The organism is Thalassovita mediterranea (assembly GCF_001458435.1).
In the GTDB taxonomy this organism is placed as follows: Bacteria; Pseudomonadota; Alphaproteobacteria; order Rhodobacterales; family Rhodobacteraceae; genus Thalassobius; species Thalassobius mediterraneus.
The window spans coordinates 48,405-75,242 of sequence record NZ_CYSF01000007.1; the positions used below are offsets into that span (position 1 = coordinate 48,405).

26 protein-coding genes and 1 pseudogene are annotated in these 26,838 nt (G+C 60.0%); 9 read left to right on the top strand and 18 right to left on the bottom strand.

Features of this window, described 5'->3' with window-relative positions:
- Window positions 1-157 precede the first annotated feature (157 nt).
- Window positions 158-1,300 carry an alpha-D-ribose 1-methylphosphonate 5-triphosphate diphosphatase gene (locus tag TM5383_RS07680; protein WP_058318472.1) on the bottom strand — a complete coding sequence of 381 codons (1,143 nt, stop codon included), beginning with the start codon at window positions 1,298-1,300 and terminating at the stop codon, window positions 158-160.
- Window positions 1,301-1,367: 67 nt separating this feature from the next.
- Here TM5383_RS07680 and TM5383_RS07685 point away from each other — a divergent pair, with 67 nt between their 5' ends.
- Window positions 1,368-2,063 (top strand): DUF1045 domain-containing protein, encoded by a 696-nt coding sequence (locus tag TM5383_RS07685; protein ID WP_058318473.1) that lies wholly within the window; start codon window positions 1,368-1,370, stop codon window positions 2,061-2,063.
- Here TM5383_RS07685 and phnN read toward each other — a convergent pair.
- The 8 genes from phnN to phnG are packed head-to-tail and all read right to left on the bottom strand — an operon-like array spanning window position 2,045 to window position 7,694.
- On the bottom strand, window positions 2,045-2,602 hold the full coding sequence (gene phnN / locus TM5383_RS07690; RefSeq protein WP_058318474.1) for a phosphonate metabolism protein/1,5-bisphosphokinase (PRPP-forming) PhnN: 558 nt from the start codon (window positions 2,600-2,602) through the stop codon (window positions 2,045-2,047). The genes TM5383_RS07685 and phnN overlap by 19 nt on opposite strands.
- Window positions 2,599-3,282 (bottom strand): phosphonate C-P lyase system protein PhnL, encoded by a 684-nt coding sequence (phnL, locus tag TM5383_RS07695; RefSeq protein WP_058318475.1) that lies wholly within the window; start codon window positions 3,280-3,282, stop codon window positions 2,599-2,601. The genes phnN and phnL overlap by 4 nt, the downstream gene beginning before the upstream one ends.
- Before the next feature lie 13 nt (window positions 3,283-3,295).
- Window positions 3,296-4,066, bottom strand: coding sequence for a phosphonate C-P lyase system protein PhnK (gene phnK, locus TM5383_RS07700; protein ID WP_058318476.1), 771 nt, complete (start codon window positions 4,064-4,066; stop codon window positions 3,296-3,298).
- Window positions 4,063-4,932 (bottom strand): alpha-D-ribose 1-methylphosphonate 5-phosphate C-P-lyase PhnJ, encoded by an 870-nt coding sequence (locus TM5383_RS07705; RefSeq protein WP_058318477.1) that lies wholly within the window; start codon window positions 4,930-4,932, stop codon window positions 4,063-4,065. The genes phnK and TM5383_RS07705 overlap by 4 nt, the downstream gene beginning before the upstream one ends.
- A complete protein-coding gene (locus tag TM5383_RS07710; protein WP_058318478.1) occupies window positions 4,929-5,543 on the bottom strand; it encodes an HAD family hydrolase in 615 nt (204 codons plus the stop codon). The genes TM5383_RS07705 and TM5383_RS07710 overlap by 4 nt, the downstream gene beginning before the upstream one ends.
- Window positions 5,540-6,646, bottom strand: a complete 1,107-nt coding sequence (locus TM5383_RS07715) for a carbon-phosphorus lyase complex subunit (protein ID WP_058318479.1) — start codon at window positions 6,644-6,646, stop codon at window positions 5,540-5,542. Before TM5383_RS07715 ends, TM5383_RS07710 begins: the two co-directional genes overlap by 4 nt.
- The gene (phnH, locus tag TM5383_RS07720; protein ID WP_058318480.1) at window positions 6,646-7,227 is read right to left on the bottom strand and encodes a phosphonate C-P lyase system protein PhnH; all 582 of its coding nucleotides are present in this window, start codon (window positions 7,225-7,227) and stop codon (window positions 6,646-6,648) included. The genes TM5383_RS07715 and phnH overlap by 1 nt, the downstream gene beginning before the upstream one ends.
- Complete coding sequence (gene phnG, locus TM5383_RS07725; protein ID WP_058318481.1) at window positions 7,227-7,694, bottom strand: phosphonate C-P lyase system protein PhnG; 468 nt, start codon at window positions 7,692-7,694, stop codon at window positions 7,227-7,229. The genes phnH and phnG overlap by 1 nt, the downstream gene beginning before the upstream one ends.
- A 116-nt stretch (window positions 7,695-7,810) precedes the next feature.
- On the opposite strand from phnG, the gene phnF reads away from it, so the two are divergent.
- Together phnF and TM5383_RS07735 are read left to right on the top strand one after the other, a co-directional pair.
- Window positions 7,811-8,518: a phosphonate metabolism transcriptional regulator PhnF gene (gene phnF / locus TM5383_RS07730; RefSeq protein WP_058318482.1), complete on the top strand. Its 708-nt coding sequence runs from the start codon at window positions 7,811-7,813 to the stop codon at window positions 8,516-8,518.
- Window positions 8,519-8,625: 107 nt separating this feature from the next.
- The gene (locus TM5383_RS07735; protein ID WP_058318483.1) at window positions 8,626-9,810 is read left to right on the top strand and encodes an alpha-D-ribose 1-methylphosphonate 5-triphosphate diphosphatase; all 1,185 of its coding nucleotides are present in this window, start codon (window positions 8,626-8,628) and stop codon (window positions 9,808-9,810) included.
- 166 nt (window positions 9,811-9,976) lie between these two features.
- On the opposite strand, the gene TM5383_RS07740 is transcribed toward TM5383_RS07735, so the two are convergent.
- From TM5383_RS07740 to TM5383_RS07765, 6 genes and pseudogenes are all read right to left on the bottom strand, one after another.
- Window positions 9,977-10,597 carry an LbetaH domain-containing protein gene (locus tag TM5383_RS07740; protein ID WP_058318484.1) on the bottom strand — a complete coding sequence of 207 codons (621 nt, stop codon included), beginning with the start codon at window positions 10,595-10,597 and terminating at the stop codon, window positions 9,977-9,979.
- A 79-nt stretch (window positions 10,598-10,676) separates the two neighbouring features.
- Complete coding sequence (phnE, locus tag TM5383_RS07745) at window positions 10,677-11,987, bottom strand: phosphonate ABC transporter, permease protein PhnE (RefSeq protein ID WP_058318485.1); 1,311 nt, start codon at window positions 11,985-11,987, stop codon at window positions 10,677-10,679.
- The gene (phnE, locus tag TM5383_RS07750; RefSeq protein ID WP_058318486.1) at window positions 11,984-12,865 is read right to left on the bottom strand and encodes a phosphonate ABC transporter, permease protein PhnE; all 882 of its coding nucleotides are present in this window, start codon (window positions 12,863-12,865) and stop codon (window positions 11,984-11,986) included. The genes phnE (TM5383_RS07745) and phnE (TM5383_RS07750) overlap by 4 nt, the downstream gene beginning before the upstream one ends.
- Window positions 12,866-12,932: 67 nt before the next feature.
- Window positions 12,933-13,841, bottom strand: a complete 909-nt coding sequence (phnD, locus tag TM5383_RS07755; protein WP_058318487.1) for a phosphonate ABC transporter substrate-binding protein — start codon at window positions 13,839-13,841, stop codon at window positions 12,933-12,935.
- Between the two features lie 76 nt (window positions 13,842-13,917).
- Complete coding sequence (phnC, locus tag TM5383_RS07760) at window positions 13,918-14,727, bottom strand: phosphonate ABC transporter ATP-binding protein (protein WP_058318488.1); 810 nt, start codon at window positions 14,725-14,727, stop codon at window positions 13,918-13,920.
- Between the two features lie 109 nt (window positions 14,728-14,836).
- Window positions 14,837-15,493 (bottom strand): annotated as a pseudogene (locus tag TM5383_RS07765) (WecB/TagA/CpsF family glycosyltransferase); the annotation flags it as partial.
- A gap of 292 nt (window positions 15,494-15,785) precedes the next feature.
- Between TM5383_RS07765 and TM5383_RS07770 the strand changes: the two are divergent.
- The 6 genes from TM5383_RS07770 to TM5383_RS07795 all read left to right on the top strand — a co-directional run bounded on the left by TM5383_RS07770 (window position 15,786) and on the right by TM5383_RS07795 (window position 23,610).
- Window positions 15,786-16,898: a Gfo/Idh/MocA family protein gene (locus TM5383_RS07770; RefSeq protein ID WP_306345453.1), complete on the top strand. Its 1,113-nt coding sequence runs from the start codon at window positions 15,786-15,788 to the stop codon at window positions 16,896-16,898.
- A gap of 81 nt (window positions 16,899-16,979) precedes the next feature.
- Window positions 16,980-17,969, top strand: coding sequence for an NAD-dependent epimerase/dehydratase family protein (locus TM5383_RS07775; protein WP_058318489.1), 990 nt, complete (start codon window positions 16,980-16,982; stop codon window positions 17,967-17,969).
- The gene (locus tag TM5383_RS07780; protein WP_058318490.1) at window positions 17,962-19,233 is read left to right on the top strand and encodes a glycosyltransferase family 4 protein; all 1,272 of its coding nucleotides are present in this window, start codon (window positions 17,962-17,964) and stop codon (window positions 19,231-19,233) included. The genes TM5383_RS07775 and TM5383_RS07780 overlap by 8 nt, the downstream gene beginning before the upstream one ends.
- Window positions 19,230-20,201: a glycosyltransferase family 2 protein gene (locus TM5383_RS07785; RefSeq protein ID WP_058318491.1), complete on the top strand. Its 972-nt coding sequence runs from the start codon at window positions 19,230-19,232 to the stop codon at window positions 20,199-20,201. Before TM5383_RS07780 ends, TM5383_RS07785 begins: the two co-directional genes overlap by 4 nt.
- An 11-nt stretch (window positions 20,202-20,212) precedes the next feature.
- Window positions 20,213-22,297 (top strand): NAD-dependent epimerase/dehydratase family protein, encoded by a 2,085-nt coding sequence (locus tag TM5383_RS07790; protein ID WP_058318492.1) that lies wholly within the window; start codon window positions 20,213-20,215, stop codon window positions 22,295-22,297.
- A 149-nt stretch (window positions 22,298-22,446) separates the two neighbouring features.
- Window positions 22,447-23,610 (top strand): CpsD/CapB family tyrosine-protein kinase, encoded by a 1,164-nt coding sequence (locus TM5383_RS07795; RefSeq protein ID WP_058318493.1) that lies wholly within the window; start codon window positions 22,447-22,449, stop codon window positions 23,608-23,610.
- A 93-nt stretch (window positions 23,611-23,703) separates the two neighbouring features.
- Here TM5383_RS07795 and TM5383_RS07800 read toward each other — a convergent pair whose 3' ends face one another.
- The 3 genes from TM5383_RS07800 to TM5383_RS07810 all read right to left on the bottom strand — a co-directional run bounded on the left by TM5383_RS07800 (window position 23,704) and on the right by TM5383_RS07810 (window position 26,830).
- On the bottom strand, window positions 23,704-24,984 hold the full coding sequence (locus TM5383_RS07800) for a Wzz/FepE/Etk N-terminal domain-containing protein (RefSeq protein WP_058318494.1): 1,281 nt from the start codon (window positions 24,982-24,984) through the stop codon (window positions 23,704-23,706).
- Between the two features lie 174 nt (window positions 24,985-25,158).
- Entirely contained in the window at window positions 25,159-26,136 is a 978-nt protein-coding gene (locus tag TM5383_RS07805) for a hypothetical protein (RefSeq protein ID WP_076400137.1), read from the bottom strand.
- A gap of 22 nt (window positions 26,137-26,158) precedes the next feature.
- Complete coding sequence (locus tag TM5383_RS07810; protein WP_058318495.1) at window positions 26,159-26,830, bottom strand: 4'-phosphopantetheinyl transferase family protein; 672 nt, start codon at window positions 26,828-26,830, stop codon at window positions 26,159-26,161.
- Between the last annotated feature and the right edge of the window lie 8 nt (window positions 26,831-26,838).

Consider the following 26,838-nt stretch of genomic DNA (forward strand, 5'->3'; position numbering starts at 1 on the left):
TTTCTGGCACATCATCAGGCAAATTTTCGGGGGGCGTGGCCATAGCGCGTTCCGGTGCAAAACTGGCGCGACGCTATGCGCTTTACCCTCAATGGGCAAGTACGGCCGCGACGCCTCAGCACCGCAAACCGCCCCTGACATTCATTCCCGCGCCCGATCAGGCGACGCGGTTGCCCTGTACCCATGTTCCGCGCAGAACCGGTGCGTTGGCGATGCGTTTGACGCGGATCATGTCCGCACGTTGCCCGATGGCGATGTCACCGCGATCCATCAGCCCGCTGGCCCGTGCTGGCGTTTGCGTGATCGTTTTGATCCCCCGCGCTGTGTTGCCCCACATATCGCCCAGGAGCAGACCCGCTGCCAACAACGCCGCCGGCACATAGTCTGAGGACACGATGTCCAACAGGTCCAGCTCTGCCAATTCACCCGCAGCGACATTGCCCGAATGCGATCCGCCACGGATCAGGTTTGGTGCCCCCATCATCACCGCAATCCCGTGATCGCGGCAGGCCTGCGCAGCCTCTACAGTCGTCGGGAATTCCGCCAGATGAATGCCGTGATGGGCCGATGTTTCCACATGCCCACGGGTGGTGTCATCATGGCTGGCCAATACGGCACCGTATCGTTTTGCCTCTGCCACTGCGACCACCTCATGGCGGTCGCCGTTGCGGGCGCGCATGTCCTGCAGGTTGGCGACGTGATCGGCGAACTCTTCTTCGTTCAGGTTGTTCTTGCCCATCACGTAGGTTTTCAGCTTGCTGATGTCGCGGAACTGACGCTGACCAGGGGTGTGATCCATCAGGCTGACGATGCCTACGCGGTCCTCTGGCCCAAAGGCGGCCATTTCCTCTTCCAGCGTTTCAGAACAGACCTCTGCCCGCAGGTGCAGGTAGTGGCTGATTTTCAACGCACCGGCGCTGCGCATGTCCAATAGCTCGGTTGCCAACGAACGGGCATAGGCGCCATAACGGCTCTTGCCGGTGGGGGTGGATCCGACGCGCATGGCGTCAAACACGGTGGTGATTCCCGTGCTGGCCAGCTCCGCATCATGCGCCACAAGGGCGGCGGCATGGGGCCAGTCCACCTTGGGGCGGGGCTGAATGTGACGTTCCAGATTGTCGGTGTGCAGTTCCACCAGACCGGGGCACAACAGGTCGCCTTCGAAATCTTCGGCCCCTGTGGGCACCGATGTGCCGCTGTCGATCGCGGTGATCACGCCGTCGCGTACGGTGACAGCACCGTGGATCACCTGATCCGGTAGAACGATATTGGCATTGGCGAAGATCTGCTCTTTTGTCATGGTCGCGTTACCTTTGCGCGGCATCTGGGCCGCTATTGTCGATGAGAAGAGAAGGTGAGGCCAGCCCGTGACCCAATCCGCAAGCGCATTTAAACGCTATGCCATCTACTACGCCCCCGAAGCGGGCGACTTGGCTGATTTCGGGGCCAGTTGGCTGGGCTGGGATCTGGCCGCTGGGGCGGCTGTGGATCATCCGGTTGTTGAGGGGCTGGATGTGGCCGCCCTGACCGATGTGCCGCGCAAATACGGACTGCATGGCACGGTGAAACCGCCGTTTCGTCTGGCCGAGGGCATGACGGTCGCGGGGTTGATGGAGGCGACGCAGGCCTTCTGCGCCACCCGTGCGCCGGTGGTTTTGGACGGGTTGCAGCTGACCCCGCTGGGCCGGTTTTTGGCGCTGACCGTCGAAGGTGATGCAAGCGCGTTGGGCGATCTGGCGGGCGCCACGGTTGCCGCGCTGGACCCGTTCCGCGCGCCGCTCAATGCGGCCGAATTGGCCAAGCGTCGCCAGTCCCGCCTGAGTGAGCGGCAAGAGGAATTGCTGGCGCAGTGGGGCTACCCCTATGTGATGGAGGAGTTCCGCTTTCACCTGACCTTGACCGGCAAGGTGCCCAAGGCGCAGGTTGAAACCATACGGCAGCGTATGGAGCCATTGCTGGCCTCGATCCTGCCGCGCCCCTTTGTCATTCGTGACCTCTGCCTTGTGGGGGAGGATGAGGCAGGCATGTTCCATCTGATCCACCGCTACGCCCTTTCCGGCTGAAGCGCGGCGTCGACCTGCGCGATGGTCTGCGACAGCGGGCCGTCATTGCAAATCTCAATCGGGTTCAGCCCCTCGGCGATCTGGAACTGCGCCCGTTTCAAACGTCGCGCCTGTTCTTCCACGGTTTCACGGCCACGGGCGGCCAGACGGGCGGCCAGCACCTCCTCCGGTGCGGTGATCAGCAGGATCGCGGAGCGTTCGAATCGTTCGGCCAGCATTGGCAGCACAGATCGTGACAGGTTCGCCATCACATCACGCCCCTCTGCCAGTGCTGCATCCACGCCTGTGGGAATGCCATAGTGCAATCCATGTGCCTGCCAATGCAGGGCAAACTCCCCCGCCGCTGCCATCGCCTGAAATTCGGCCACGGACACAGCATCAGAGTCTTCGCCCACCGCCTCTGCCGAACGGGTGATCACCCGCCGCGTGCGCAATACGGTCGGATGGGCGGCGCAATAGGCGTCCATCACGCTGTCCTTGCCGACGCCTGACGGGCCGACCACGGCGATGAAACGCCCCTGTGGTCCCGCACGGGTCATGCGGCACGCACGGGGGTAAATCCCGTCACATCCACCACCCGATCACAGACACGATCGCGCGCGGCCTCATCATGGAAAATCCCGATGATGGCAGCGCCGCCTGCTTTGGCATCCTCGATCAGCGACAGCACCACCTCACGGTTTTTGGCATCCAGCGACGCCGTCGGTTCATCCAACAACAGCGCCGGATAGCGATGGGCAAAGCCACGGGCGATGTTAACCCGCTGTTGTTCGCCACCGGAAAACGTGGTGGGTGACAGCGACCACAGACGTTCGGGGATATTGAGCTGCGCTAGCAGATCCTTGGCCCGCGCCTCTGCCTCGTCCACCGGGGTGCCCAGCGCCAGTAGCGGCTCTGCCACCACCGTTAGGGTCGGCACCCGTGGCACCACGCGCAGGAACTGGCTGACATAGCCCAGAACCTCACGTCGTAGGGTCAGGATTTCACGCGGTTCAGCCCGGGCGACATCCACATCGCCCACTTTGATCGACCCGCCATTGGCCAGATAGTTGCCGTAGATCATCCGCATCAGGGTGGACTTGCCCGCGCCCGACGCGCCGGTCAGGGCCACGCATTCGCCCGCCGCAACATCCAGATGCGCGCCTGCCATCACAGGGATCACCGCCGCGCCCTGATTGTGCAGGATAAAGCTCTTCTCAAGGTTTCGAATCTCAATCATCGTGTGTCCCCTATCAAACCTGCAGGACCGAGCTGACCAGCAGCTGCGTATAGCCATGTTGCGGATCATCCAGAACCTGATCGGTCAGGCCCTGTTCCACCACATGTCCCGATTTCATCACCATCAGACGATCCGCCAGCAGGCGCACCACCGCCAGATCATGGGTGACGATGATGGCGCTGAGCCCCATGTCACGCACCAGACCGCGCAAGAGGTCGAGGAGGCGCGCCTGAACCGACACATCCAAACCGCCAGTGGGTTCATCCATAAAGACCAGACGCGGGCCAGTGACCAGATTGCGGGCGATTTGCAACCGCTGCTGCATGCCGCCGGAAAAGGCGCTGGGGCGGTCATCAATGCGGTCGCCCGCAATTTCGACCCGTTCCAGCCAATCAAGCGCCTGTGTGCGGATGTCGCCATAGTTCCGCGCACCCACCGCCATCAGCCGTTCGCCGACGTTACCACCGGCACTGACGCCCATGCGCAGCCCGTCGCGGGCGTGCTGGTGGACAAAGGCCCAGTCGGTCCGCCCCAGCATCCGCCGTTCCGGTTCCGACATGGTCACAGTATCACGTTGACCATCCGCGCGGGTGTCAAACAAAACCTCACCCTGATCAGGCGCCAGATGGCCGGCCAGACAGTTCAGCAGGGTGGATTTACCCGACCCGGATTCGCCCACAATGCCCAGCACCTCACCGGGGTAGAGGTCAAAGGACACATTGGTGCAGCCCACACGGCCGCCGTAGAATTTTGCGATGTCACGCACTTGCAAAAGCGGGGTCATGCTGAAACCTCTTCAAATGGCACACCTTGGTGGCCCACATGGCCGGCCGCGCGGCGCGACTGGCAGTAATCGGTGTCGGAACAGACAAACATCCGGCTGCCGCTGTCATCCATGATGACCTCATCCAGATAGCTGTCTTCGCTGCCACACAGTCCGCAGGGGTGATCGGCCTTGGACGGATCAAACGGGTGATCCTCAAAATCCAGACTGACGACCTGCGTGTAGGGCGGCAGGGCATAGATGCGCTGTTCACGGCCCGCGCCGAACAGTTGCACAGCGGCCATTTCCAGCTTGGGGTTGTCGAATTTCGGGATGGGCGAGGGATCCATGACATAGCGCCCTTCTACCTTCACCGGATAGGCGTAGGATGTGGCGATGGCGCCGTTGCGCGCGATGTCTTCGTAGAGTTTGACGTGCATCAGCCCGTATTCCTCTAGCGCGTGCATTTTGCGCGTCTCAACCTCGCTGGGTTCCAGAAACCGCAGCGGTTCGGGGATTGGCACCTGATAGACAAGGATTTGATCCTCGCGCAGATCCTGTTCGGGAATGCGGTGGCGGGTCTGGATGACGTCGGCCTCATCCGTCGCTTCGGTGGTGGCCACCTCTGCCGTTTTTTCAAAAAACTTGCGGATGGATACGGCGTTGGTGGTGTCGTCGGCGCCCTGGTCGATGACCTTCATCGTGTCCTCTGGGCACAGAACCGCGGCTGAAACCTGCACGCCACCCGTGCCCCAGCCATAAGGCATCGGCATTTCGCGGCTGGCGAATGGCACCTGATAGCCCGGCACAGCCAGCCCCTTCAGAATGGCGCGGCGGATCATCCGCTTGGTCTGTTCGTCAAGATAGGCGAAGTTATAGTCGCTCATAGCAGGCCCCTTTGTTCCAGTGCCGTGCGCAGGGCATCCGCCCCGGTGAAGTGGATGGCATCCCAACCCGCCGCGCGTGCGCCGTCGACGTTTTTGGGGCTGTCATCAATGAAAACGCAGTCTTCGGGCGCCACATTTGCGCGCTCACATAGAATGTCGAAGATGCGGCGGTCGGGTTTGATCACGCCCTCACGGCCAGAGACGACGAGGGTGCCAAACACCTCTGCCAGTCTTGGGTGGGCTTTCAGACCCTCAGGCCATGTCTCTGCCGACCAGTTGGTGATCGCATGTACGGGCACGCCACGTGATTTCAGATCGTCCAAGATCTCCCACGTGCCGGGCACCGCGTTTTGCACGGTTTTGGCATAGTTCGGCACATAGTCCGCCAGCCGCTTCTGGTCGGCGGGATCGTCAAGTTCTTGCGCCATATCGACGAAGGTTTCGCCGTTGTCGCCGCGCAGATTGCGGTCGTAAAAATCGACGCGCTCCATAAAGGCGTGGATGTCGGTCACATCGTCAAAATGATCGGCCCAGGCCAGTTCCGGCTGCCAGTCGACCAGCACCTTGCTGATGTCGAAGACAACGACAGTGGGGGTTGCGTCCAAGCTCATTCCGCCGCCTCCTGTTGCGGGGCGATGTTTGCGCCGTTTCGCTCTTCGGCCTCTGCGCGCAGTTTGCGCACCAGTTCCAGTTCGGATTGGAAATCGACGTAATGCGGCAGTTTGATATGTTCGAGGAAGCCCGTCGCCTGAATGTTGTCCGCATGATAGAGGACAAATTCAGCGTCCTGCGCCGGGGCGCCCATGTTGTCCTCGCCCAGCTCTTCCCAACGCAGGGCACGATCCACCAGCGCCATCGAGATCGACTTGCGCTCTGACTGGCCAAAGACCAGACCGTAGCCACGGGTGAACTGTGGCGGTTCGGTTTTCGAGCCGGTGAATTGGTTCACGGTTTCACATTCGGTCAGCTCAACCTCGCCCACCTCGATGGCGAAGCCCAGTTCAGGGATCTCCATTTCCACATCTACGGTGCCGATGCGCAATTCACCGACAAAGGCGTGGTTGCGCGCGTAGCCGCGTTGGGTGGAATAGGCCATGCCTAGAACGAAGCCCTCATCCCCACGGGTCAGTGCCTGCAGACGCAACGCGCGATCTGCGGGCAGTTCCAGCGGTTCGCGGGTCAGGTCGCGGGGGGTGTCGCCGCTGTCGACCTCTGTTTGGATCACGCCCTCTTGCTTCAGGAACGTGGTGATATGCGGTGTTGCCTCTTCCGGGGCGCCGCGTGTCGGGGCCTCTGCCACCTCACCGTCAGCGGCCAGTTTGAAATCCAGCAGACGGTGGGTGTAGTCAAACGTCGGGCCCAGAACCTGACCGCCCGGCGCATCCTTGAAGGTGGCGCTGACGCGGCGGTCACAGGTCATATCGGCGGTTTCCACCGGCAGGGTGGCGCCAAAACGCGGCAGCGTGGTGCGATAGGCGCGGATCAGGAACACCGCTTCGATCAGATCACCACGGGCCTGTTTGATCGCCAGCGCGGCCAGATTAGGATCATAAAGCGACCCTTCGGCCATCACGCGGTTGACCGACAGCGCCAGTTGTTCGCGGATCTGCGCGACCGACAGTTCGGCGATCGCGGTGTCGCCGCGGCGTTCCTCGGCCAGCCAGGCGTGGGCGGCATCAATGGCCTTTTCGCCGCCTTTAACAGCTACATACATCAGGCAGTCCTCACCTTGGTGGAACGGGGCAGGGCGGCCAGTTGGTCGCCTGCGCACAGGAATAGGTCATAGCCCAGCGGGAACAGCGCCGCGTTGGCGCGCGCGGCTGCGACGTCAGGCAGGGACAGTTGCGCGCTGTCCTTGATGCCGGGGCCGGTCAGCGTGGCGCCGGTGTTGGACAGTGCGGGCATTTCCACCACCAGCGTGGCGCTGCGGTCGGGGTATTCCGACGTGCCAATGCGGTAGGCGCTGATAGGGTGCAGCGCGTCCCAGTCACCAAAGGCAAAATCAGCCTCCTCCGCGCTGCTAAATGGCGCGCTGGTGTGGAAGGTCAGCCAGTCACGTACCGCTGCGCAGTCCCATTTCCCTGCCAGATAGACAGGCGTGTTGTGATCCAAGAGGGTCAGCGCCAGCGTGCCAGCGGCCACAGACAGGGGCGCGGGTGGGGCGGCGATGTCCAGTGTTTCGATCACACCGGGGCGGGCCATCGCGTTCATCACCGCACGAAAGGCGCGGGCGGATTGCTGCGGCGCCTCGGTAAAACCACCGCCGAGGGATGGGGTGTTAGTAAGTGTCTGCATCAGTCCTCTCCTCTCGCCATGGTGAAGAAATCAACCTTGGTCGCGGCGGCCTTGGCTGCGCGGGCGGCTTTGGCGGTTTCCCGTGCCTCGGCCAAGGGCGTCAGGATGTCGGCGCGGATCGCTTCGGCAGCGCCTGTCTGCATCATGGCGTCCACCAGTGCTGCAATCCGCGCCTTTTCCTTGCTGCGGCCTTGCACATAGGCGTGGCCAACCGGTCCGTCGGTCAGCTGAACCGAACAACGGGTGATCGTCATTTCGCCCAGATTAAAGGCATTGCCGGTGGCGCCAATGCGGCCGCGCACCATGGTGCTGCCCAGTTCGGGCGCGCGTAGCGTCTGGTGCTCGGGGGCCGTGCGGCCGCCCCAGAGGGCCAGCACCTGAGCCTCTGGCGCTTTGGCCAGCAGGCTCATCCACGCTTTGCGCGCAGCCTGTTGTGGGTCGCCATGTGGGGCGGTTTTATTGCTCATCTAGACACCTTGCAGATTTGTCTAATATTCTATACAACTAGACAAATCATAGGGGCCGATTGCGGCGCCATGCAAGTTTAGATTTGTGAAACCTTAGTGACAGGCAGGGCGCGTACATGGCCAAGACCCCGATTTGGAAGTCGATTTCGACGGCATTGAGTGGTGAGATTGCCGCCGGCCATTACCGCGCGGGGGACAAACTGCCGACCGAATCGCAACTGGCTGCACGGTTCAGCGTGAACCGCCATACGGTGCGCCGTGCGTTGCAGGCCTTGCAGGAACAGGGGCTGACGCAGTCCCGGCGCGGCGCGGGCGTGTTTGTGATGGCAGAGCCGACGGATTACCCCATCGGGCGGCGGGTGCGGTTTCACCAAAGCCTGCAGGCGGCGGGGCGGATGGCGACCAAGAAGGTGCTGAACCTACAAACCCGCCCCTCGGATCAGGCGGAGGCAGAGGCGTTGGGCCTGGTCAAAGGGGATTCCGTGCATGTCTATGAAGGTGTTTCCATGGCGGATCATGTGCCCGTCGCATTGGCCCGCGCGGTGTTTCCAGCCATGCGGTTTCCAACACTGCCGGAAAATCTGGTAAACTTTGGATCCATAACCGAGGCACTGGCCGCCGAAGGTGTAGCGGATTACACCCGTACCTCGACCCGCATCACGGCGGTGATCGCCGATGCAACACAGGCCAGCCAGTTGAACATAACCGAAGGTGCACCCTTGCTGCGGACCAAGGCGATCAGCGTCGATGATCAGGGCCATACGGTCGAGTATGGTCATACGTGGTTCGTCGGGGATCGCATGACCTTGGTGGTCGAAGGCTGAAAAAAACGCACCTTTGGCGCTATTTCTTCGCGAAAACCCAACCGATCTGTCACCTCGTCGACATAGAAGCTGCGTAATCAGGGGCAACTTTGTCATGAGGCAGGCAAATGCAGCACCGACTCCCCCCTGTGCGTCTAACCGGCGCAACCGTCCTGCGTGACGGGGAAATGCAGAACCGATCAGTAGTGATCGAAGATGGCCGGATCACCAAGGGCCCGCGCCCAGTGGTTGATCTGTCTGGTTTCTATATTTTGCCGGGGATCATTGACCTGCATGGCGATGCCTTTGAACGCCATATAGCGCCGCGCCCTTCGGCCCCGTTTCCGATTGAAACCGGCCTGCGGCTGACCGATCGCGATGCGGCCTCGAACGGGGTGACGACTGCGTGGATGGCGCAAAGCTGGTCATGGGAAGGTGGCATGCGTGGCCCTGATTTCGCCGAAGATGTATTGGCGAAACTGGCGGCCTATCGTCCCCATGCGTTGACCGATCTGCGCATCCAGATCCGCTATGAAACTCATATGGTCGACACGGTAGAACGCCTGCTGAGCGCGGTGCGCCGCTATGGCGTCGACTATGTGGCTTTCAACAACCACATTGACGAAGCTTTTACTGGCGCGCAGGTCAATCCTGCGATGATTGCGCAATGGGCGGCCCGCAATGGCCGCACCGCCCGCGAACATCTGGCTGTGGTCGAAGAGGCCGCTGCCCGCGCGCCCGAAGTGCCGCGCAGTCTGTGCCGTTTGGCAGAGGCGTTCGATACGCTTGGCGTTCTGTATGGATCGCATGATGACGCGACCGCCGAACAGCGTGAACACTACGCGATGATCGGGGCCCGAATTTGCGAATTCCCGACCGCTCGCCCGCCGGCTGCTGCAGCGGCGGCGATGGGCGATCCAATTCTGCTGGGCGCGCCGAATGTGGTGCGTGGCGGATCGCAGGCAGGCAACATTTCAGCCACGCATCTGATCCGTGAAGGGCTGTGCGACGCACTGGTGTCTGACTACTTCTACCCCGCGTTGTCGCAGGCGGCCTTTGCCTTGGTGGATCAGGGCGTTCTGTCGCTGCCTAAGGCCTGGGCGCTGATTTCCAAACGTCCGGCGGAAATCCTGCGGTTGGCAGATCGGGGTGTCATCGCCCCCGGCAAACGCGCGGATTTGGTCATCGTTCATCAGGACCGTCGCACGGTTGAGGCGACGATCTGTGATGGTCGCCTCTCCTTCCTGACCGGGGAAGCGGCGCAGCGCTTTATGATGATGGGCCAAGATAATATGCCTCTGGCGGCGGAGTGACGGCCCACTTCAGGCGTCACCGAATCGTTAAAAACAACGGGTAGTGTGAGGGTAAGGTGAGTGAGTGCACCTTACTTTTCATGACCTGTTTTTAGTCTATCCCCTTTTATCCCTAATCATGCGGCCCTTTCCCCGGGGGCCGCATTTTGGGTCTGTGGGGGATGTTTCAAGCGCCCTCATATTTCTCCAGAAACGCTTCGGCAGGCATGGCGCGGAAATCAGGTAGGGCGGCGCGCAGGCGGTCGTGATCCCAATCCCACCACGCCAACGCGATCATGCGATCTGCCACGGATTCAGAAAAGCGGCGGCGCAGGGGCTGGGCAGTGACACCGGCGACGATGGTGTAGGGGGCCACGTCCTTGGTCACGATGGCACCGGATGCGATGATGGCGCCGTGGCCAATGCTGACCTCTGGCTTGACCTGCGCATTATGGCCGATCCAGACGTCATGGCCGATGGTGATACGGCGTGATGCACGGTGGGCAAAGAAATCCTCATCCACGCCCGCACCGTCCCAATAATCGTCGGATCGGTAGAGGAAGTGGTGCATGCTGGCAGTGTGCATCGGATGATCGGTGGCGCCAAGGCGCACGTAGCTGGCGATATTGGCGAACTTGCCTACATCGGTGTTCGCCACATCCGCGTAGCGGTCACAGTAGGAATAATCACCAAAGGTGCTGTTCTGAATGCGGCTGCCGCGCCCCACCTCACAGTAGGTGCCAAAGGTGGTGGCCTTTACCTCTGCCTCTGGGTGCAAAAACGGTGTGTCAGCGCTTAATCTGGGCATTGGTCGTGTCCTTTTCTGTAAAAAAGCCCGCCAGCGGAAAACCGGCGGGCCCTAGATCAAAGAGGAAGGGGGAGGATCCTTACCCCTTGATCAATTTGCGGCGCAGGATGCCGGACAGCCAGTCCATCATCATCACCATAACGATGATCAGCACGATGTAGTAAGACACTTCTTCCCAGTCTTTCTGTGTGATGATCGCCTGTGTCAGCAAAAGGCCGATGCCGCCGCCGGTGATCGCACCGATGATGGTGGCGGACCGGGTGTTGGATTCGAGGAAGTACAGAACCTGACTCAGCAAGATCGGGGTTACTTGCGGCAGCACGCCAAAACGGTAGCGTTGCAGCGGCTTGGCGCCGGTGGACTGGATGCCCTCAATCTGTTTTCCGTCGACGTTTTCCAGCGCCTCAGAGAACATCTTGCCGAAGCTGCCGGTGTCGGTGATCAGGATCGCCAATGCGCCGGTCAGCGGGCCGGGGCCAAAGGCGCGGGATAGGACGATGGTCCAGATCAGCGCGTCCACCCCACGGAAGAAGTCGAACACCCGGCGCATGGCAAAGCGCAGCGCCATCAAGGGCGCGAAGTTCTTGGCCGCCAGAAAGGCCAGCGGCAGGGACACAATCGCCGCACCAAAGGTGCCGAGGAAGGCCATCAGGATGGTTTCAAAGATCGCCCATGCCACATCCGCATGACGCCACATCTTGTTGTTCCAGAAATCGCTGACAATCGCCCCTGCCTCGCCGGTGACGGCGCGGCTCAGCACCTCGCCCCAGCCCATGGTGTGATACGGGCTGTCGAGGGTGAAGAAGAACAGCTCCCAGCCGTAGTTGTATTTGAACACCTCGGACCGGTTGCGGGTCACTGTCAGACGGCCTGCATCGGTGTAGACCGCCAGACGGTTTTTCGATGCGTTGATCCAATCGGGCAGATCGCCTGCGGGGAATTGTGCCTGCACGCCACGGCGGCCGGGTTCGGTGACGATCAACCCGTAGCCTGGAACATCATAGGTCACCTGCGTTTCACCAAAGGTGACGACATGGCCGTCGCCCAGATCAATCACAGTATCGGTGCCCTGATCAGAGCCCAGTGTTACCCAATCGGGGGACTGACCGTCAGGGTAGGCGCCCTTACGTTCGCCCTCGATCGCGATGGACACTGCGGCGCTGCGGTTGTCGCGGGTGACGTGGGTTTTGTAGCTGTAGCTGTCACGCACCAGCGTTTTGCCGTTGTCCAGATTGGCGCGACCCGACAGGCCCGCCATGTCAAAGGCAAAGAAAATGTAGACGAAATAGGCTAGCACCAGCGCAGGCAGGCCAAAGGCCATGAGGCGTTTGCGCCAGAACAGCGTGTCGATCTGCGGTTTCAGCGCAGTTGCATCGGCGGTCATGGTCATTGGGTGGCCTCTTTCAGCTTGGCACCATGAGTCAGGCGGTGGCGCACTTCGGATGACAGCTGGTCCACAATCACGATGGTGGCAAACAGCAGGATAAAGATGGCGGCGGCCTCATCATATTGGCCTTTGCCCCAGGACATGGCGTTCTTCAGCTCGTAGCCAATGCCGCCTGCACCAACAAAGCCAAGGATGGCAGAGGCGCGGATGTTTACCTCAAACCGCAGCAGCGCGTAGCTGAGGAAGTTGGGCATTACCTGTGGCAGAACCCCTAGGATCATGCGCTGCGACCAGCTGGCGCCGACCGATTGCAACCCTTCGACGGGTTTGAGGGAGGCGTTTTCATTCACCTCTGAAAACAGTTTGCCAAGTGCGCCAGCCGTGTGCAGCGAAATGGCGATCATCGCAGGAACCGGACCGCCACCAAGGATGAAGATCAACACCAGCGCGATGACGATTTCAGGGATGGCGCGGGTGATGTCCATTATGCGCCGGAACAGCGGGATCAGGCGTGGCCAGCGGGCCAGCCCACGGGTCGACAGTAGCGACAGAACAATCGCCGCCATCGCGCCCAGCAGGGTCGAGGCGCCGGCAATGTTGATCGTTTCAATCAGCGAAGGCAGGAATTTCACAAAATGGGCCGGCATTTCCGCCAGCTTTTGTCCGGCTTCGCCCAGCACCTCGGCGGGGAAGTCGAACAGACGGTGCAATCCGTCAAAGAAGCCACCCGCGTTGCGGTCATCGGCAGTGCGGAAACCTGCAACCATCAAGGCCACAAACACCGCCAGCGTAATGGCGCTATAGGTGCGGCGACGACGGGTCATTTCCAGATAATGGGTGCGGATGTCCGCAATCGGCGCATCGGCGGTTAGATCGGCCATAGGGAATACCTCAAGTAAAAACAGGCCCCGGCATGAAATGCGGGGCCTGTTTCAAGAAAGGGAAAGCTTAGTTGGACTTCAGCTTGCGCGCTTCGATGATGACTTCGTAGGCGTCATGACCGATGGGCTGAACGCCTTTGGCTTCGCCGGACAGAACGCCGTAGGCGCAATCAGGGTCGATGGAGGGCATGGAGGCCATCAGTGCGGTGAATTTCACCTTCACATCTTCGGGCAGTGCTTTGCGCAGCACGATGGGGCCTTCGGGGATCGGCTTGGATTTCCAGATCTGAACCAGCTCGTTCATGTCAACCAGACCGGCGTCAACCGCACGACGCAGGGCGCCGGAGTTGTAGCCATCTTCCCATTCGCCCAGGCCGTCGGCCCAGGTGACGCCGCCGTCGAAGTCGCCGTTGTAAACGCCAACGATGGTCTGTTCATGACCGCCGGAGAATTTGACTTCACCGAAGTAGTCGCCGGATTCCATGGTGGCACCGGTGATTGCGGGGATTTCGATCGAGGGGATCAGGAAGCCGGAGGTGGAGTTCGGGTCACCGAAGCCGAAGGTTTTGCCCTTCATTGCGTCCAGCGATTCAATGCCGCTGTCTTTGCGCGCAAAACCGATGGAGTGGTAGCCGTAGCCGCCGTCCACGTTCACCTTCACCAGGATCGGCTCAACCGCTTCGGGGTCGGACAGGTAGGTTTTTGCGTAGCCCGATGCGCCCAGCCATGCCATGTCGATGGTGCCGCCCAGCAGACCCTGAATAACGCCGTTGTAGTCCGCAGGAGCGAAGAGTTTGGTGGGAACACCCAGCACTTCTTCGGTTTTGGCGCGCAGGCACTCGTTGTTGTTCAGACGGTCTTGGGCGTTTTCGCCACCCAGCAGGCCGATGCGGAATTCGGTGATGCCTTTGTCCTCGGCCAGTACGGGCGTGGTCAGGGCGGTGGTGGCCAGAACGGCCGCGATCAGTTTTTTCATCTTCTCTCTCCGATGTTGAACCCTGCCGGTCGCGGCAGGAGATGAAAACTTGGTCAATCGTTAATGTGGTAGGTCGTTACGCAGGCACGGCCGCAGGGCGCGGGGTGTTTAGTGCCTCGATCGAGGTGCTGGTCGCGGCCTCGGAAAAACTGGCGTCTGCGCCGTAGATGTCGCGGGCGGCACCGGTGGTCAGCTGATCTGGTGTGCCGTCAAAGACCACACGGCCATGGCGCATGCCGATTACGCGGTCACAGTAGCGGCGCGCAGTGTCCAGCGTGTGTAGGTTGGCAATGACCAGGCGGCCATCTTCGTCGTGCAGGCGGCGCAGGTCGTCCATCACGATCTGGGCGTTCATCGGGTCCAGCGAGGCGATAGGTTCGTCGGCCAGCACAATTTTCGGATCCTGCATGACTGCACGGGCAATCGCCACACGCTGCTGCTGACCGCCAGACAGGGCCTCAGCCCGTTTGGCGGCGTGGCCAGCGATGCCGAGGCGTTCCAGAATATCCAGCGCCCGGTGAATGTCAGAGGTGGGGTAGAGGTTGAACAGCGTTGCTGTAGTGGAGCGTTTGTTCAACGTGCCGTGCAGAACGTTGCTGACAACATCCATACGGGGCACCAGGTTGAACTGCTGAAAGATCATCGCGCAGTCAGCCTGCCAGCGACGTTTGTCCGCACCTTGCAGGCTGGTCACATCCTGACCGTCAAAGAGGATGCGACCGGAACTTGCGTCTTCCAGACGGTTCAGCATCCGCAGCATGGTGGATTTACCTGCGCCCGATGCGCCGATCACGCCGATCATCATCGGCTTGTCCACTTTGATCGACACATTGTCGACGGCGGTGTTGGCGCCAAAGATCTTGGTCAGGTTTTCAATGTTCAGCATGGTCTGTCCCCAGTTCGTTAGGGCAGCCTGCTAAAGCCGTCAGAAGTCGCTAAATTGACAATTCAATAAAAGTTTTATGACGTGGGAGGGTGGCGCAGCGATAAGGGTGTCAGTCCTGCGAACGCAGTGCTGATCGTAGTAGATGCCCCGGCAACACAGCGAAACTAAGCCCATAGCGTTGCATCAAGCGGCCGGGATCACCAATCAAACGCCACAGCCATTCCATCGCCATTTTCCGCACCCACATGGGCGCCCGGATTTGTTCACCCGACAGGAAATCTAGCCCTGCACCGATGGACACGAACCCCAACTCTGGGGTCAGTTCGCGGCCATAGGCGGCAAACAATTCCTGTTTCGGTGCGCCAAGTGCCAGATAGCACAGGCGCGCGCCTGATGCCTTGGCCGCGCGTAGAATCTCGGCTGCCTCTTCGCCTGTAGGGTCAAAACCCATTGGCGGGGCGTGCTGGTAGGATATCTTCAATTTGGGCTGTTCGTGTTGCATCACGTCTGCAGCCGCAGCCAAACCTTCTTCGTGGCCCCCGATCAGTGCGACGGGAATATCGTTGTCTGCGCAAAACCGGGCGATCGGCAAAACCATGTTGGACCCCGGCATCAGATCAACGGGTTGCCCGGCCAGACGGGACATCCAAACGATCGGGTTTCCATCCGCTACCACAAAATCATGTTTCCGATAGGCAGACTGAAAGGCGGAATCTCTTCCCAATTTGACGAGGTGGTCCATGTTCAGCGTCGCCAGTGCGAATCCTTCACCAGCATCGAAATGCTATGACATTCGTTGCTGTAGGTCTTGCCAGGTCGGTGTATTCACCGAAATTGCGTAACTGTTTATCCAGAACTTCATCCAGATACCTCGACTGAACGTGTCACGTGCTGCAACGGGTCCGCAGCTGCGTGATTTTAATCATTAAATTCAAGGAAGATGTTTGCACGCCAAACCCGCGCGCGGTTACTCTCCCAGTGTACTGTTTAAGGTGGGGGACCACCATTGTTTAGGATGCAGACACTTGATCACGCGCACAGAAATTAAGGGCGACGTTGTGTTGATCGGCTGCGGTTTCGTTGCGGATCTGTATATGCGGTCGTTTTCAACCTTTCCAAGCATCAGGGTAATTGGTGCGTTTGACAAGATAACGGCAAGATCGGGTAAATTTTGTAGTTTTTGGGGCATTCCTGTGTTCGAAAGCATAGAAGATTGCCTGAATGCTCTCCCATCGGGAGGAGTCGTTCTAAACCTAACCAACCCTAACGCGCATTATGAGGTAAATCAGGCAATCCTTGATTCGGGGCATCATTGCTATTCCGAAAAGCCGCTGGCGATGGATATGGGGCAGGCGCGTGCGCTGCATGAGCTTGCGCAGTCGCGCGGTCTGATGCTGGCATCGGCACCGTGCAGCGTATTGGGTGAGGCGGCTCAAACCTTGGCGCGGGCCGTGCGCGATCAGGTCGCCGGACCTGCGCGGTTGATCTATGCCGAGCTGGACGATGGGTTTATTCCACAGGCCCCGGTTGAGGATTGGCGCAGCGAAAGCGATGCGCCTTGGCCCTACGAAGATGAGTTTCAGGTTGGCTGTACGCTGGAACATGCGGGCTATTACCTCAGTTGGCTAATCGCCATGTTTGGCACGGTGCGCACTGTTGTCGCCGCTTCGGCCGAGGTGTTGCCGGACAAGCGTGGCGTTGAAAACGCTGCGCCGGATGTTTCCGTGGCGACCTTATTCTTTGATGATGGCCCGGTGGTGCGCCTAACCTGTTCCATTGTGGCCCCTCATGATCATCAGATCCGCATCATTGGCGACAAGGGCATGTTGTCGGTCAAGCAAGCCTGGCACAACGGTGCGGCGGTGAGGTTCCATCGCCGGTTCCGCCTGCGTCGTCGTCTGATTGACAGTCCGTTTGGGCGGCGTTTGCGGTTGCGGGGGCCGACCCACCCCAAGGTAGGGCGCTGGGGCGCTGCGGCGATGAACTTTGCCCTTGGGCCTGCTGAAATGTTGGCGGCGATTGCCGAAGGGCGCCCGTGCAGATTGTCCAATGAATTTGCGCTTCACCTTAATGAGGTCACATTGGCCATTCAGAATGCGGGTGAGTCGTCAGGCGCGCAGGCTATGACCACCACCTGTCCGCCGATGCCGCTGATGGAGTGGGCGGTGTAATAGTCGTAAAACCTTTGGGTCGCTTAAACAGTTTCGTGGTCTGGCGTATGAGTATGAGAGGCTATTTTGACAGGTCAGAACATGAACGCGGGTGAAGCCGGGACCAAATTGCATTTGCTGATCACCGGCGCCACTGGCGGGTTGGGCCGTGAGGTCGTGCGCCAATGCTTGCTGGCTGGGCATCAGCTGTCGGTGATCCTGCGCGATCCAGCTCTTTGCCCCATGGAATGGCAAATCGACCAACGTATCACTGTCATCAAGAGCGATTTGAACAAAGTGACCACACTGCCTCAGGTCGATGTTCTATTGCATCTTGCAGCCTCGATGTCGGGTTGTGCTGCAGTGCAGCAAAAAGACACCGTGGAGGCAACTCAAACCTTGATGCAAGCAGTGATGCGCAGCGATGCGCCGCCCGCGATTGTGCTGGCGGGGTCAATGTCTGTCTATTCCGCGATGCAGCTATCTGCGGGTGACGTGGTGGATGAGAGCCGCGCATTAGAGGATCAGCCACAACTGCGCGATGCCTATTGTCAGGCTAAGCTGGCGCAGGAACAGATCTGCCGTGACGCCGCCGCTGCGATGAACGTACCCCTGCAAATCTTGCGGATCGGTGCCATCTGGGGGGCGGGTCGTTTGTGGAATGCTCACCTAGGTGTGTCTTTGGGGCCGATATTCCTGCGCCTTGAAAACAAGGGCGAAGTGCCGCTATCGCACATCCGCCACGCCGCGCAGGCGCTGCGATTGGCAGCAGAGGCGGCGGCGCGTGGGCGGTCGGATGTGATCAATGTAGTCGATAGTGATCTGCCTGACCGCGCCACCTATTTGGCGCAGCATCGCCGCACTGGCTGGCCACGTCTGGTACTGCCGTTCCCGTGGCAAGTCTTGGCATTTTTGGCGCGTTTGACCGGATCACGACTGCCGTTCGGCCTGCTAAAGCTACCAACCATACGCTACCGTATGTTGCCGCTGCGCTACGCGAACACTCTGCTCACCGAACGCCTCGAATGGCTGCCTGAGGCAGGGTTTCAGGCGCTGATGGACGAGGCATTGCAGGAGGCAGGTGATGACTGACCCGATGCACATCGCCTACCTCACCGGCGAATATCCCCGCGCCACCGACACCTTCATCCAACGTGAGGTGTCTGCGCTGCGCGATCAGGGCTTTACCGTCTCGACCTGTTCGATCCGACGCACCGGCGCAGAACATTTGGTGGGTGACGAACAACGTGCTGAACAGGGCCGCACATTTCATGTGTTGGAGGCAGCGCTGCGCCCCATCACGGCCTTGCGCGCACACCTACGCGCACTGGGCAGCCCCCGCAGATACCTGCGTGCGCTGAAACTTGTGATCAAAACCTCCCCCGGTGGGGTCAAGCCGACGCTTTATCAGCTGTTCTACTTTGCCGAGGCCGTGGTGCTGGCCGATCACCTGCGCCGCAATGGTGTCCAGCATCTGCACAACCATATCGCCAAGGCCAGCTGCACCGTTGCCATGTTGTGCAACGAGTTGAGTGGGATTCCCTACAGCTTCACCCTGCATGGGCCGGACATCTTCTTTGAGCCTATACGCTGGCGTCTGGATGCGAAAATCGCGCGGGCGCGGTTTGTTGCCTGTATCAGTGATTTCTGCCGATCACAGGGGATGAGTTTTGCGCATCGCCGCGATTGGTCGCGAATGCACATCGTGCATTGTGGCGTGACGCCCGATCGTTATGACAGCGCACCCGCGCGCAATGGCAATCACCTGCTGTTTGTAGGCCGTCTGGCCGCCGTCAAAGGCGTGCCCGTGTTGCTAGAAGCGCTGGTAGAGGCACGGCGCGATAACCCTGATCTGCGCCTGTCGCTGATCGGTGATGGACCAGAGCGGGCAGAGTTGCAGGCAGAGGCACAGGCGCTCGGATTGGGGGATGCAGTCAACTTCCTCGGCTACCGATCGCAGTCAGAGGTGGCAGACATGCTGGCAAAGGTAGACGCACTGGCCCTGCCCAGTTTCGCCGAAGGTGTTCCCGTCGTGTTGATGGAGGCGATGGCCGCAGGGCTGCCCGTGGTCACCACCCGTATCGCCGGCATTCCCGAACTGGTGGAGGATAGCGTCAGCGGGCATTTGGTTCCACCGGGCGATGTGTCGGCGTTGAGCGACGCCTTGCGCGACGTTCTGGCCGACCCCGACCGCGCGGCACAGATGGGGGTTGCGGGCCGCGCTAAGGTTCGAGCGGAATTCGATATTTCCCAAGAGGCGGCGCGTCTGGGCGGATTGTTCCGTGCCTATCATTCAGATCAACCACCGAATGCGGTGCGTGCGCCCTTGCCTGCTCAGACGGGGGATCAACAATGACCCAGCCCACCGTCGCTGCCGTTGCCATTGGCCGCAACGAAGGGGAGCGCTTGATCCGCTGCCTAACCAGCCTGCGCGCGCAGGTGGATCGGGTGGTTTATGTCGATTCCGGTTCCACCGACGGATCGGTGCAGGCGGCGCGAGATCTGGGTGTTGCGGTGGTGGAACTGGACACGTCCGTGCCCTTCACCGCCGCGCGTGCGCGCAACGCGGGGTTTGATGCCTTGCGCCAGGATCCGCCTGAATTTGTGCAATTTGTCGATGGGGATTGTGGGGTAGAGGACGGTTGGATCGCCGCCGCGTTGGATGCGTTTGCGGGGCGTGACGATCTGGTGATTGTCACCGGCTGGCGGTCTGAACTTCACCCAGAGGCGAGTGTTTACAATCGCCTTGTTGACTACGAATGGCACCGCCCTGCGGGTGAGATCGCCGCCTGCGGTGGCGACATGATGGTGCGCAGCGCCGATTTCATCGCGGTGGGCGGGTTTGATCCCACCGTGATCGCCGCCGAGGATGATGAGTTCTGTACCCGCATCCGCAAATCCGGCAAGCGCCTCTTGCGTATTCCTGTTGCGATGACCCGTCACGACGCGGCAATGCTGCGTTTCAGTCAGTGGTGGCAGCGCGCGGTGCGCTCTGGCCATGGCTTTGCGCAGGTGGGGGATTTGCACCCCGATTATTTCCGCCCTGAACGGCGGCGGGTGATGCTGTATGGTGGTGTGCTACCGGTGCTGGCGCTCATCGGTGCGCTGTGGTTCTGGTCGTTGCTGCTGGCGGTGATCGCCCTCTATACGGTATCGTATGGTCGCACGGTTCAGGGGCTGCGGCGCGGGGAATTGCCGCGCAAAGAGGCATTGCATCAGGCGCTCTTCCTCAGCCTGTCGAAATTTCCCAACCTTTCCGGCATGATCCGCTACCATCTGCGCAAGGCGCGTGGGCGTGCCATGCACATTATTGAGTATAAGTAAGGAGGCCCGATTTGGCCCAGTCCCCCACCCCTCGCCGGATCGGCATTATCGGCGCTGGCTACATCGCCACATGGCACGCCGATGCGCTGAAGGCCTCTCCGCACGCGACGGTGGCGGCGGTCTGTGACGTGTCGCTCAGCACGGCAGAGGCGTTGGCTGCGGGATATGGCGCGCAGGCCTTTGGATCGGTGGCGGATATGGTGGCAGCCAAGTTGGTGGATGCGGTGCACATCCTGACGCCGCCGCACCTGCACCTGCCCATCGCGCTGGAGTGTATCGCGGCGGGGCTGGATGTGCTGGTGGAGAAGCCGGTGGCAGAAAGCGCGGCCGAGCTACGCAAGATTGCGGCGGCTGCCGAGGCGGCTGGGGTGCAGTTTCATGCCGGTCACAACTTCCTTGCCGTGCCAGGCTATCAGCGGCTGAAACAGGCGTTGGATCAGGGGCGTATCGGGCGGCTGTCGTCGGTTGAGGTCAACTGGCACCTGCCTTTGGCGCCGCTGCGGTCGGGGCCGTATGGCCTGTGGCTGCTGCGTCAGTCGCGCAATCTGTTGTTGGAGCTGGGTCCGCACCCGTTTTCCTTTGCTGTCGATTTGCTGGGGCCGCTGACGATCAAACATCTAGAGGTCAATCAACCAATCACCCTGCCCGGTGGTGCGGTGCGCCATCAGGGTTGGCGTATCTTGGCAGAGGCGGGCGATGTGGCGGTGACGCTGAACCTGTCGATGGTCGAAACGCATGATGATCGCTCGCTCACCTTGCGCGGATCGTCAGGTGTGGCGCGGCTGGACTATGCGGCGGATACCTTGATTCTGGCGTCTGACAATGCGGCAGATCTGGTGCTAAATCCGTTCCTGAAGCAGATGTCATTGGCCGGTCAGCACCTGCGCGAAGGCGTGGTGAATGCCGTCCGTCAACTGGTGTCGCTGAACCAGAAATCACCCTATGGTCTTAGCTTCCGTGGTATGGTCGATGCGGTCTGGGGGCCGGAACCTGCACCGCAGTTTGCGCTAGCGGCAGCAGGCCATGTCATGCAGGCAATCGACGATGCACTGGCGATGATGCCCACGCCGGTTGAGGCGGCAGCGGTTACAGGTACACCTAGGCCCCGCGTGATGGTCATTGGCGGCACCGGATTTATCGGCCGCAACCTGACCCGTCGTTTGGTCGCCGCAGGCCATGATGTGCGGGTTCTCAGCCGTGGGGCGTTCGGGCCCTTTGCCGATATTGCGGATCACGTGGAAACTGTGGCGGTTAGCTTGCGTGACAAACAGGCGTTGATCGATGCGATGGATGGGATCGACGTGGTGTTCAATCTGGCGAAGTCCATGGATGACACATGGGAGGCAGCGTTGGAAAACGACGTGGGCACCGCCCTGCGCGTCGCTGAGGCCGCGCAGGAGGCGGGCGTGAAGCGGCTGATCTATACCGGCACTATTGCGTCTTACGATATGTCCGACCCGCGCCAGACAATTACCGAGGATACTGAATTCGGCGACATGTCGGATCGCAACCTCTATGCGCGATCCAAAGCAGAGTGTGAGGCGCGCCTGCTGCAAATGCACCGCGATGGCGGCCTGCCGCTGGTCATTGCCCGTCCCGGTATCGTGATTGGCGAGGGTGGTCCGCTACAGCACTGGGGCATCGGGCGGTGGCATGGCGCGGGTGCGGTGCGGATTTGGGGCGGTGGCACCCATACGCTGCCGTTTGTGTTGGCCGATGATGTGTCGGATGCACTGATCATGATGATGGATCATCCGGATGCGGTCGGACGTAGTTTCAATCTGATTGGCGACCCGATGCTATCTGCTCGTGGCTATTTCGATGCGATCCAGCAGTCGCTGGGCGCGCGGATCAAGGTGCGCAGCGGCGACCTCACCGTCTTCTGGGCAGCGGATGGGGTGAAATATCTGCTGAAAACCAAGGTGCTGCGCCGTCACGGCGTTGTACGGCCCTCGCTCAAAGATTGGAAAAGCCGCGCGCATTTTTCCCCATTTGACAATGCGCAGCCCAAGGCGGTGTTGGGCTGGCAGCCCGAGGCGGATAAGCAGCGGTTTATCGAACGCGGAATTCGTGACGCAAACCTGTTTGGGCTATAGAAATCGGGCGCTTTACCAGTTGTTCACCATGATGCGGGCACATTTTTGCCCATGTTTCACGGCCTACTATGTCTGAGGACGTGCGCGATTCGCGTCCTATTGTGGAATTTTGCCCCGTTTCGGGGAACCGTGTCCGGTAAGGCGATAGTATGGTTGAGCAGTCGAAAAAAGTACTCCGGCAGAAGCGGCAAGCGCGACGTGCCGCGCGGGCTGCCCGTGCGGCCGAGGGTACGCAGGCAAATGTCATGGCGGATGTGGAAGCGCCTGCGCCAGTAAAGGATGATGCGCCCCAAGCGACAGGGTTTCTTGGCCTGAGTGGGCGCAGTGCAGATGACATCGCGCAAGAGGACCGCGCCCTGCGTGCGGCTTTCCCGCAGTGGGACGGGGACGAAATGCAGGATGCTGCATCGGATACCACAGAAATGGATGCGCCGCATTCGCACAACGATGAAGCATTGCCAGACGAACCTGCCGCAGAACCGTTGTTGCTGACCCCCGCAGTTGCCGCCGTCCCGTTTGACCACATTCCGTCGCCAGACAGTGTGACGACTGCGCCTGAAGAACAGGATTATCCAACTGAACCGGAAATGGATGAATGGCCGTTGTTGGGCACTATGCCAGTGCAGCGTCAACATTTAGGCCGCAATCTGGTGATCACCGCCAGCCGCCGCAATCCGGTCCATGCAGCTTTTGACGTTCTGCGCGCACGATTGGTTCAGGCGCTTTCGGAAAACGGTTGGAAACGGGTCGGCATTACCTCACCCACCCGCGATTGCGGCAAGACCTTTGTGGCGGTTAATTTGGCTGTGGCGTTGTCGCGGTATGAAAACTGTCGGACGCTGTTGATGGATATGGACATGCGCAACCCCAGCGTTTCCAAAATCCTGTCGTTGCGCGATGTTGGTAGTATGGGGGACTATCTGCGTGGGCAAATCGCCACCCGCGATCAGTTTTTCAAATTTGACCGCAACGATCTGAAAATCGGTGAAAATCTGGCGGTTGCCATGAATGAGCAACCGGAACCGTTTGCCAGTGAACTGCTACAGCAGCCTGAGACACGTGATCGGCTTAATCAGATGGAAGAGGAGTTGCACCCCGATGTGGTGTTGTTTGACCTGCCACCGGCGCTGGCCAACGATGATGTCATCGCGTTCAAAGGCCGGTTTGATGGCGTCCTGATTGTGATCGACGGCACCCGCAGCAGCGCGGCCGAGGTTCGCGAAGTGATGCGGCGTTTGGGGGATGATGTGCCGCTGCTAGGCGTGGTTCTGAACAAAGCCGAAGATGCCAGTGGCGACGAATACCGCTACTGATCGCCTAACTCGTTCTCGAACTGGAAAACAGCGCGCGCTAGCTGACAAACGGCCCTGCACTTGCATGGGCCGTTTTTGTATTGTGAGCGTGATCTATGATCCGCGTGTGAACAGGCGACTGATCCGTTTTCGCAAGGGCGCGCGATCGGTATTGGCAACAGACGTGTTCGCCGGCGCGTATCCACGGCCCCGTGGGCGATCCAAATGTGGAATGATGACAACAGGTCGGATGTCCAGTGCCTGTTCCACATGACGACTGGTGCGTAAAACGGGGCTGAACATTTCCAACAGCAGTGCTAGCCCCAATCCGGCAAAGACCGAGGCAAGGCCGCCTGCCATCGCGATTTTGCGCTTGCCCGAGGAGACAGCGAATTCAGGCACAAGCGCGGTTTCCAGCACCTCGAAGCGTTCGAATTGGTCCTGGCTTTCTAGTTGGCGGGCCATAGCCGCTTCGGTCCGGCGGGTGGTGATTTGCTGATATTCCGCCTGCAGCTGGGTGGATTGACGGCTGAGCAAGGCAAAGACGCGCGCCACTTCCGGCGCGGCGGACAGCGCGGCCTCCAGCTGCGCAATCCGGCCATCCACCAGCGCAATTTGTTGCCGCAGAATATCGGCCTGACGCGCCCGTTCTTCGGCACGTAGGCGGTCCGAACTGGTTTCGATTTGGATCAACTGGTTTTCCAAATCCAGCTGGCTTTGCCGCAACAGGGCGAGTTGTTCACGCTGATCAGGGATGACATCCGGCAGTGATTCCGCGTGCTGCTCTTTGTAGCGGGCAAATTCCATTTCCAGTGAATCAATTGCCATGCTGATGCGATCCTCTTCCGCTTCGAAGAAGGCAAGGGTCTGGGTAGTTTGGCTTTCGCTGCGTTTTTTGCCTTCTAGCAGGACCTGCGACAACAACTCATTGGCGACATCGGCAGCCTGATGTGGGTTATCCAAGCGCACATAGATCACCAGACCAGAGGGCTGCACGTCGCTGCGCCAAGCCTGAGCGGGATCAATCAATTCTACAATATCTACCGCTTCGCGCAGGGCGGTGACCTTTTCGGCGGGCGTCAGGTCGGCAGGGCGATTGAAAAGGTCAAACTTGTCCACGACGGCTAAGACGCTGTCGCGCGACATCAGCTTCTGTTCAATCAGTTTCAATCGGTTGCGGTTGCTGCTGGACACCAATGCAGTTGTCGCGCCGGGCAGGGCGGCTGCGACCTGCGGGGCCTCGATCTGGATAACGGCGCTGGTTTCGTAAACGGCGGGACGGTTCAGCGCGTAGAGTACCGACAGGATAGAGCCGCAAATCACCACAACCGTGATCAACAGCGCCCGACGGCGCAGTATCCGGATGAGGCTGGAGAGAGAAATCAAAGGGCTCATAAACAATCCTGTCGTGCGATACCGTCGCGTACTCGGGGCCAAACACGCCCGCCATTACTAGAGGTCAAGTTAGCAGATTTGCTGCCTTTTCTCCAAAAAATAAGGGTGATGAGCGCGGAAACAATCTCTTTCCGGATCGTGGATTGGTGCCACATTTTCGCCTTGTTTGGGTCGTTAACGCGCGCTGACGCCAGTCAGTGGTTGGGTTTTGACCACCTCCCAGGTGATTTCCTGCATCAACCGTGCCGTTTGGGGGGAAATTACCTGTATTGGTGTGCCATCGGCGCGCAGCAGATCGTGCGGTAGACCGACTGGCGACGTGTGATACAGCGTGGCGAAATGGGTGAGTGCAACCAGATATGCCCCTAAATCGTTGATGTGGATTGGATCAAGTACACCTGATTCGTCACGCCTGAACAGATCTTCGGCCTCGGTGACCGTGTGGTTTTCAGGCTGTTCCAACGTCTGTAGCGTGCGACTGAACGCGGCCAGGACCTGTCCTGCTGGGATCACATGGATGCTGCGATCTTGGGGCATGGCCTGCAGGGCTGGAAACAAAATTTGTCCAGTCCAATAGCGTTCAAGATCACGGTCCAGTCGTGTCAGCCAGCCTTCGGGGTCTGTAATTTCATGCCAGGTTTCATAGAAGTAGACCCGTGCCTGAGGGTTGCCGTTCCACGCGGTTTCGGCCCACTGTTGCAGATACTGCGGGCTGTCAAAATAGGCGATGGCATCGCGGATTTCGACCATTTCTGTCAGAATCACGGCGTCGTAATCGCCCGTGGCCAATGCGGGTTTGGCAGAACGGTAGTGTGGATGGGCGTTCTCTTCGGCAAAACCGGTGATGTCTTCGTCTGGGCCCCAATGCGCCTGTAACGATGTGCCCCAACCCAATTGGCTGTGATGGTTGGGGGCCAAGCCGAATTGCGCAGTTGTCAGTTGTTGTAACATCGCAGGCATGTCGCGCCCGACAAGGGAGTGGCCCAAGTGATAAACCGCCATCGCCTGTTCAGGCCGCGTCAGCGGTGTGGCGTAGCGTGCGGCAATGCGCGGATCATCCAGTGTTAGGGGGGACTGTTGGGTGTGTTTATACCAAAAGATCCCTGCCAACAGGATCGTGGTAAGAACGCCAAGCCCTATGATCACGCGCATATCTGCCCCGTTCCTTGTCCTGTTAACGATCCGGTAGCATACAGCCAGACAGAACCCAGTTATCAAATTGTAGATAGCGCCCATGGGCAACATAGCCCGGTTGGAAAGATCCAAGTGTCTGGGTGAAACGGGCCTGAAAGCGGCCATCATCACACAGCGTTACGTCCAACGCCTGAAAGTCGCACATTTGTCCCGTCAACGGAAACTGGGCTTTGTAGACGGATTCTTTGATGGAAAAGAGGGTCTTTAGCTGTTTGGCCCGCCGCCATCGCGGAATTGTTTGCAGTGCGGTTTGTTCCTGCGGCGTCATGACAATGGGCCACGCTTCCTTTTCAAGCGGTGTTTTCCCTTCGATGTCTATCCCGATCGACCGCCAGGTTTGGACATGGCAGGTCACCGCGACGCATAGGCTTTCACAGTGGCTGATCGATCCGGCGATACCTGCGGGCCACGTGGGGCTGCGGTCAGCAGCGGCGGGAATTGCCACTGCGGGGAAACCGACTTCGGCCAGCGCTTTGCGTCCTGCAGCACGCCCAGCGGCGAACTCGCGTCGGCGGTTGGGAATTGCACGACTCATCGCATCCTGTTCGGGTCCCAAAAGTACATGGTGGTCATCGCGCGGATCGGTGATCCCGACACCGACGTTTGGTCCAAACACACCCTGTATCATCAGGCGAATTTTGTCGTCGTCCATAACAGCCC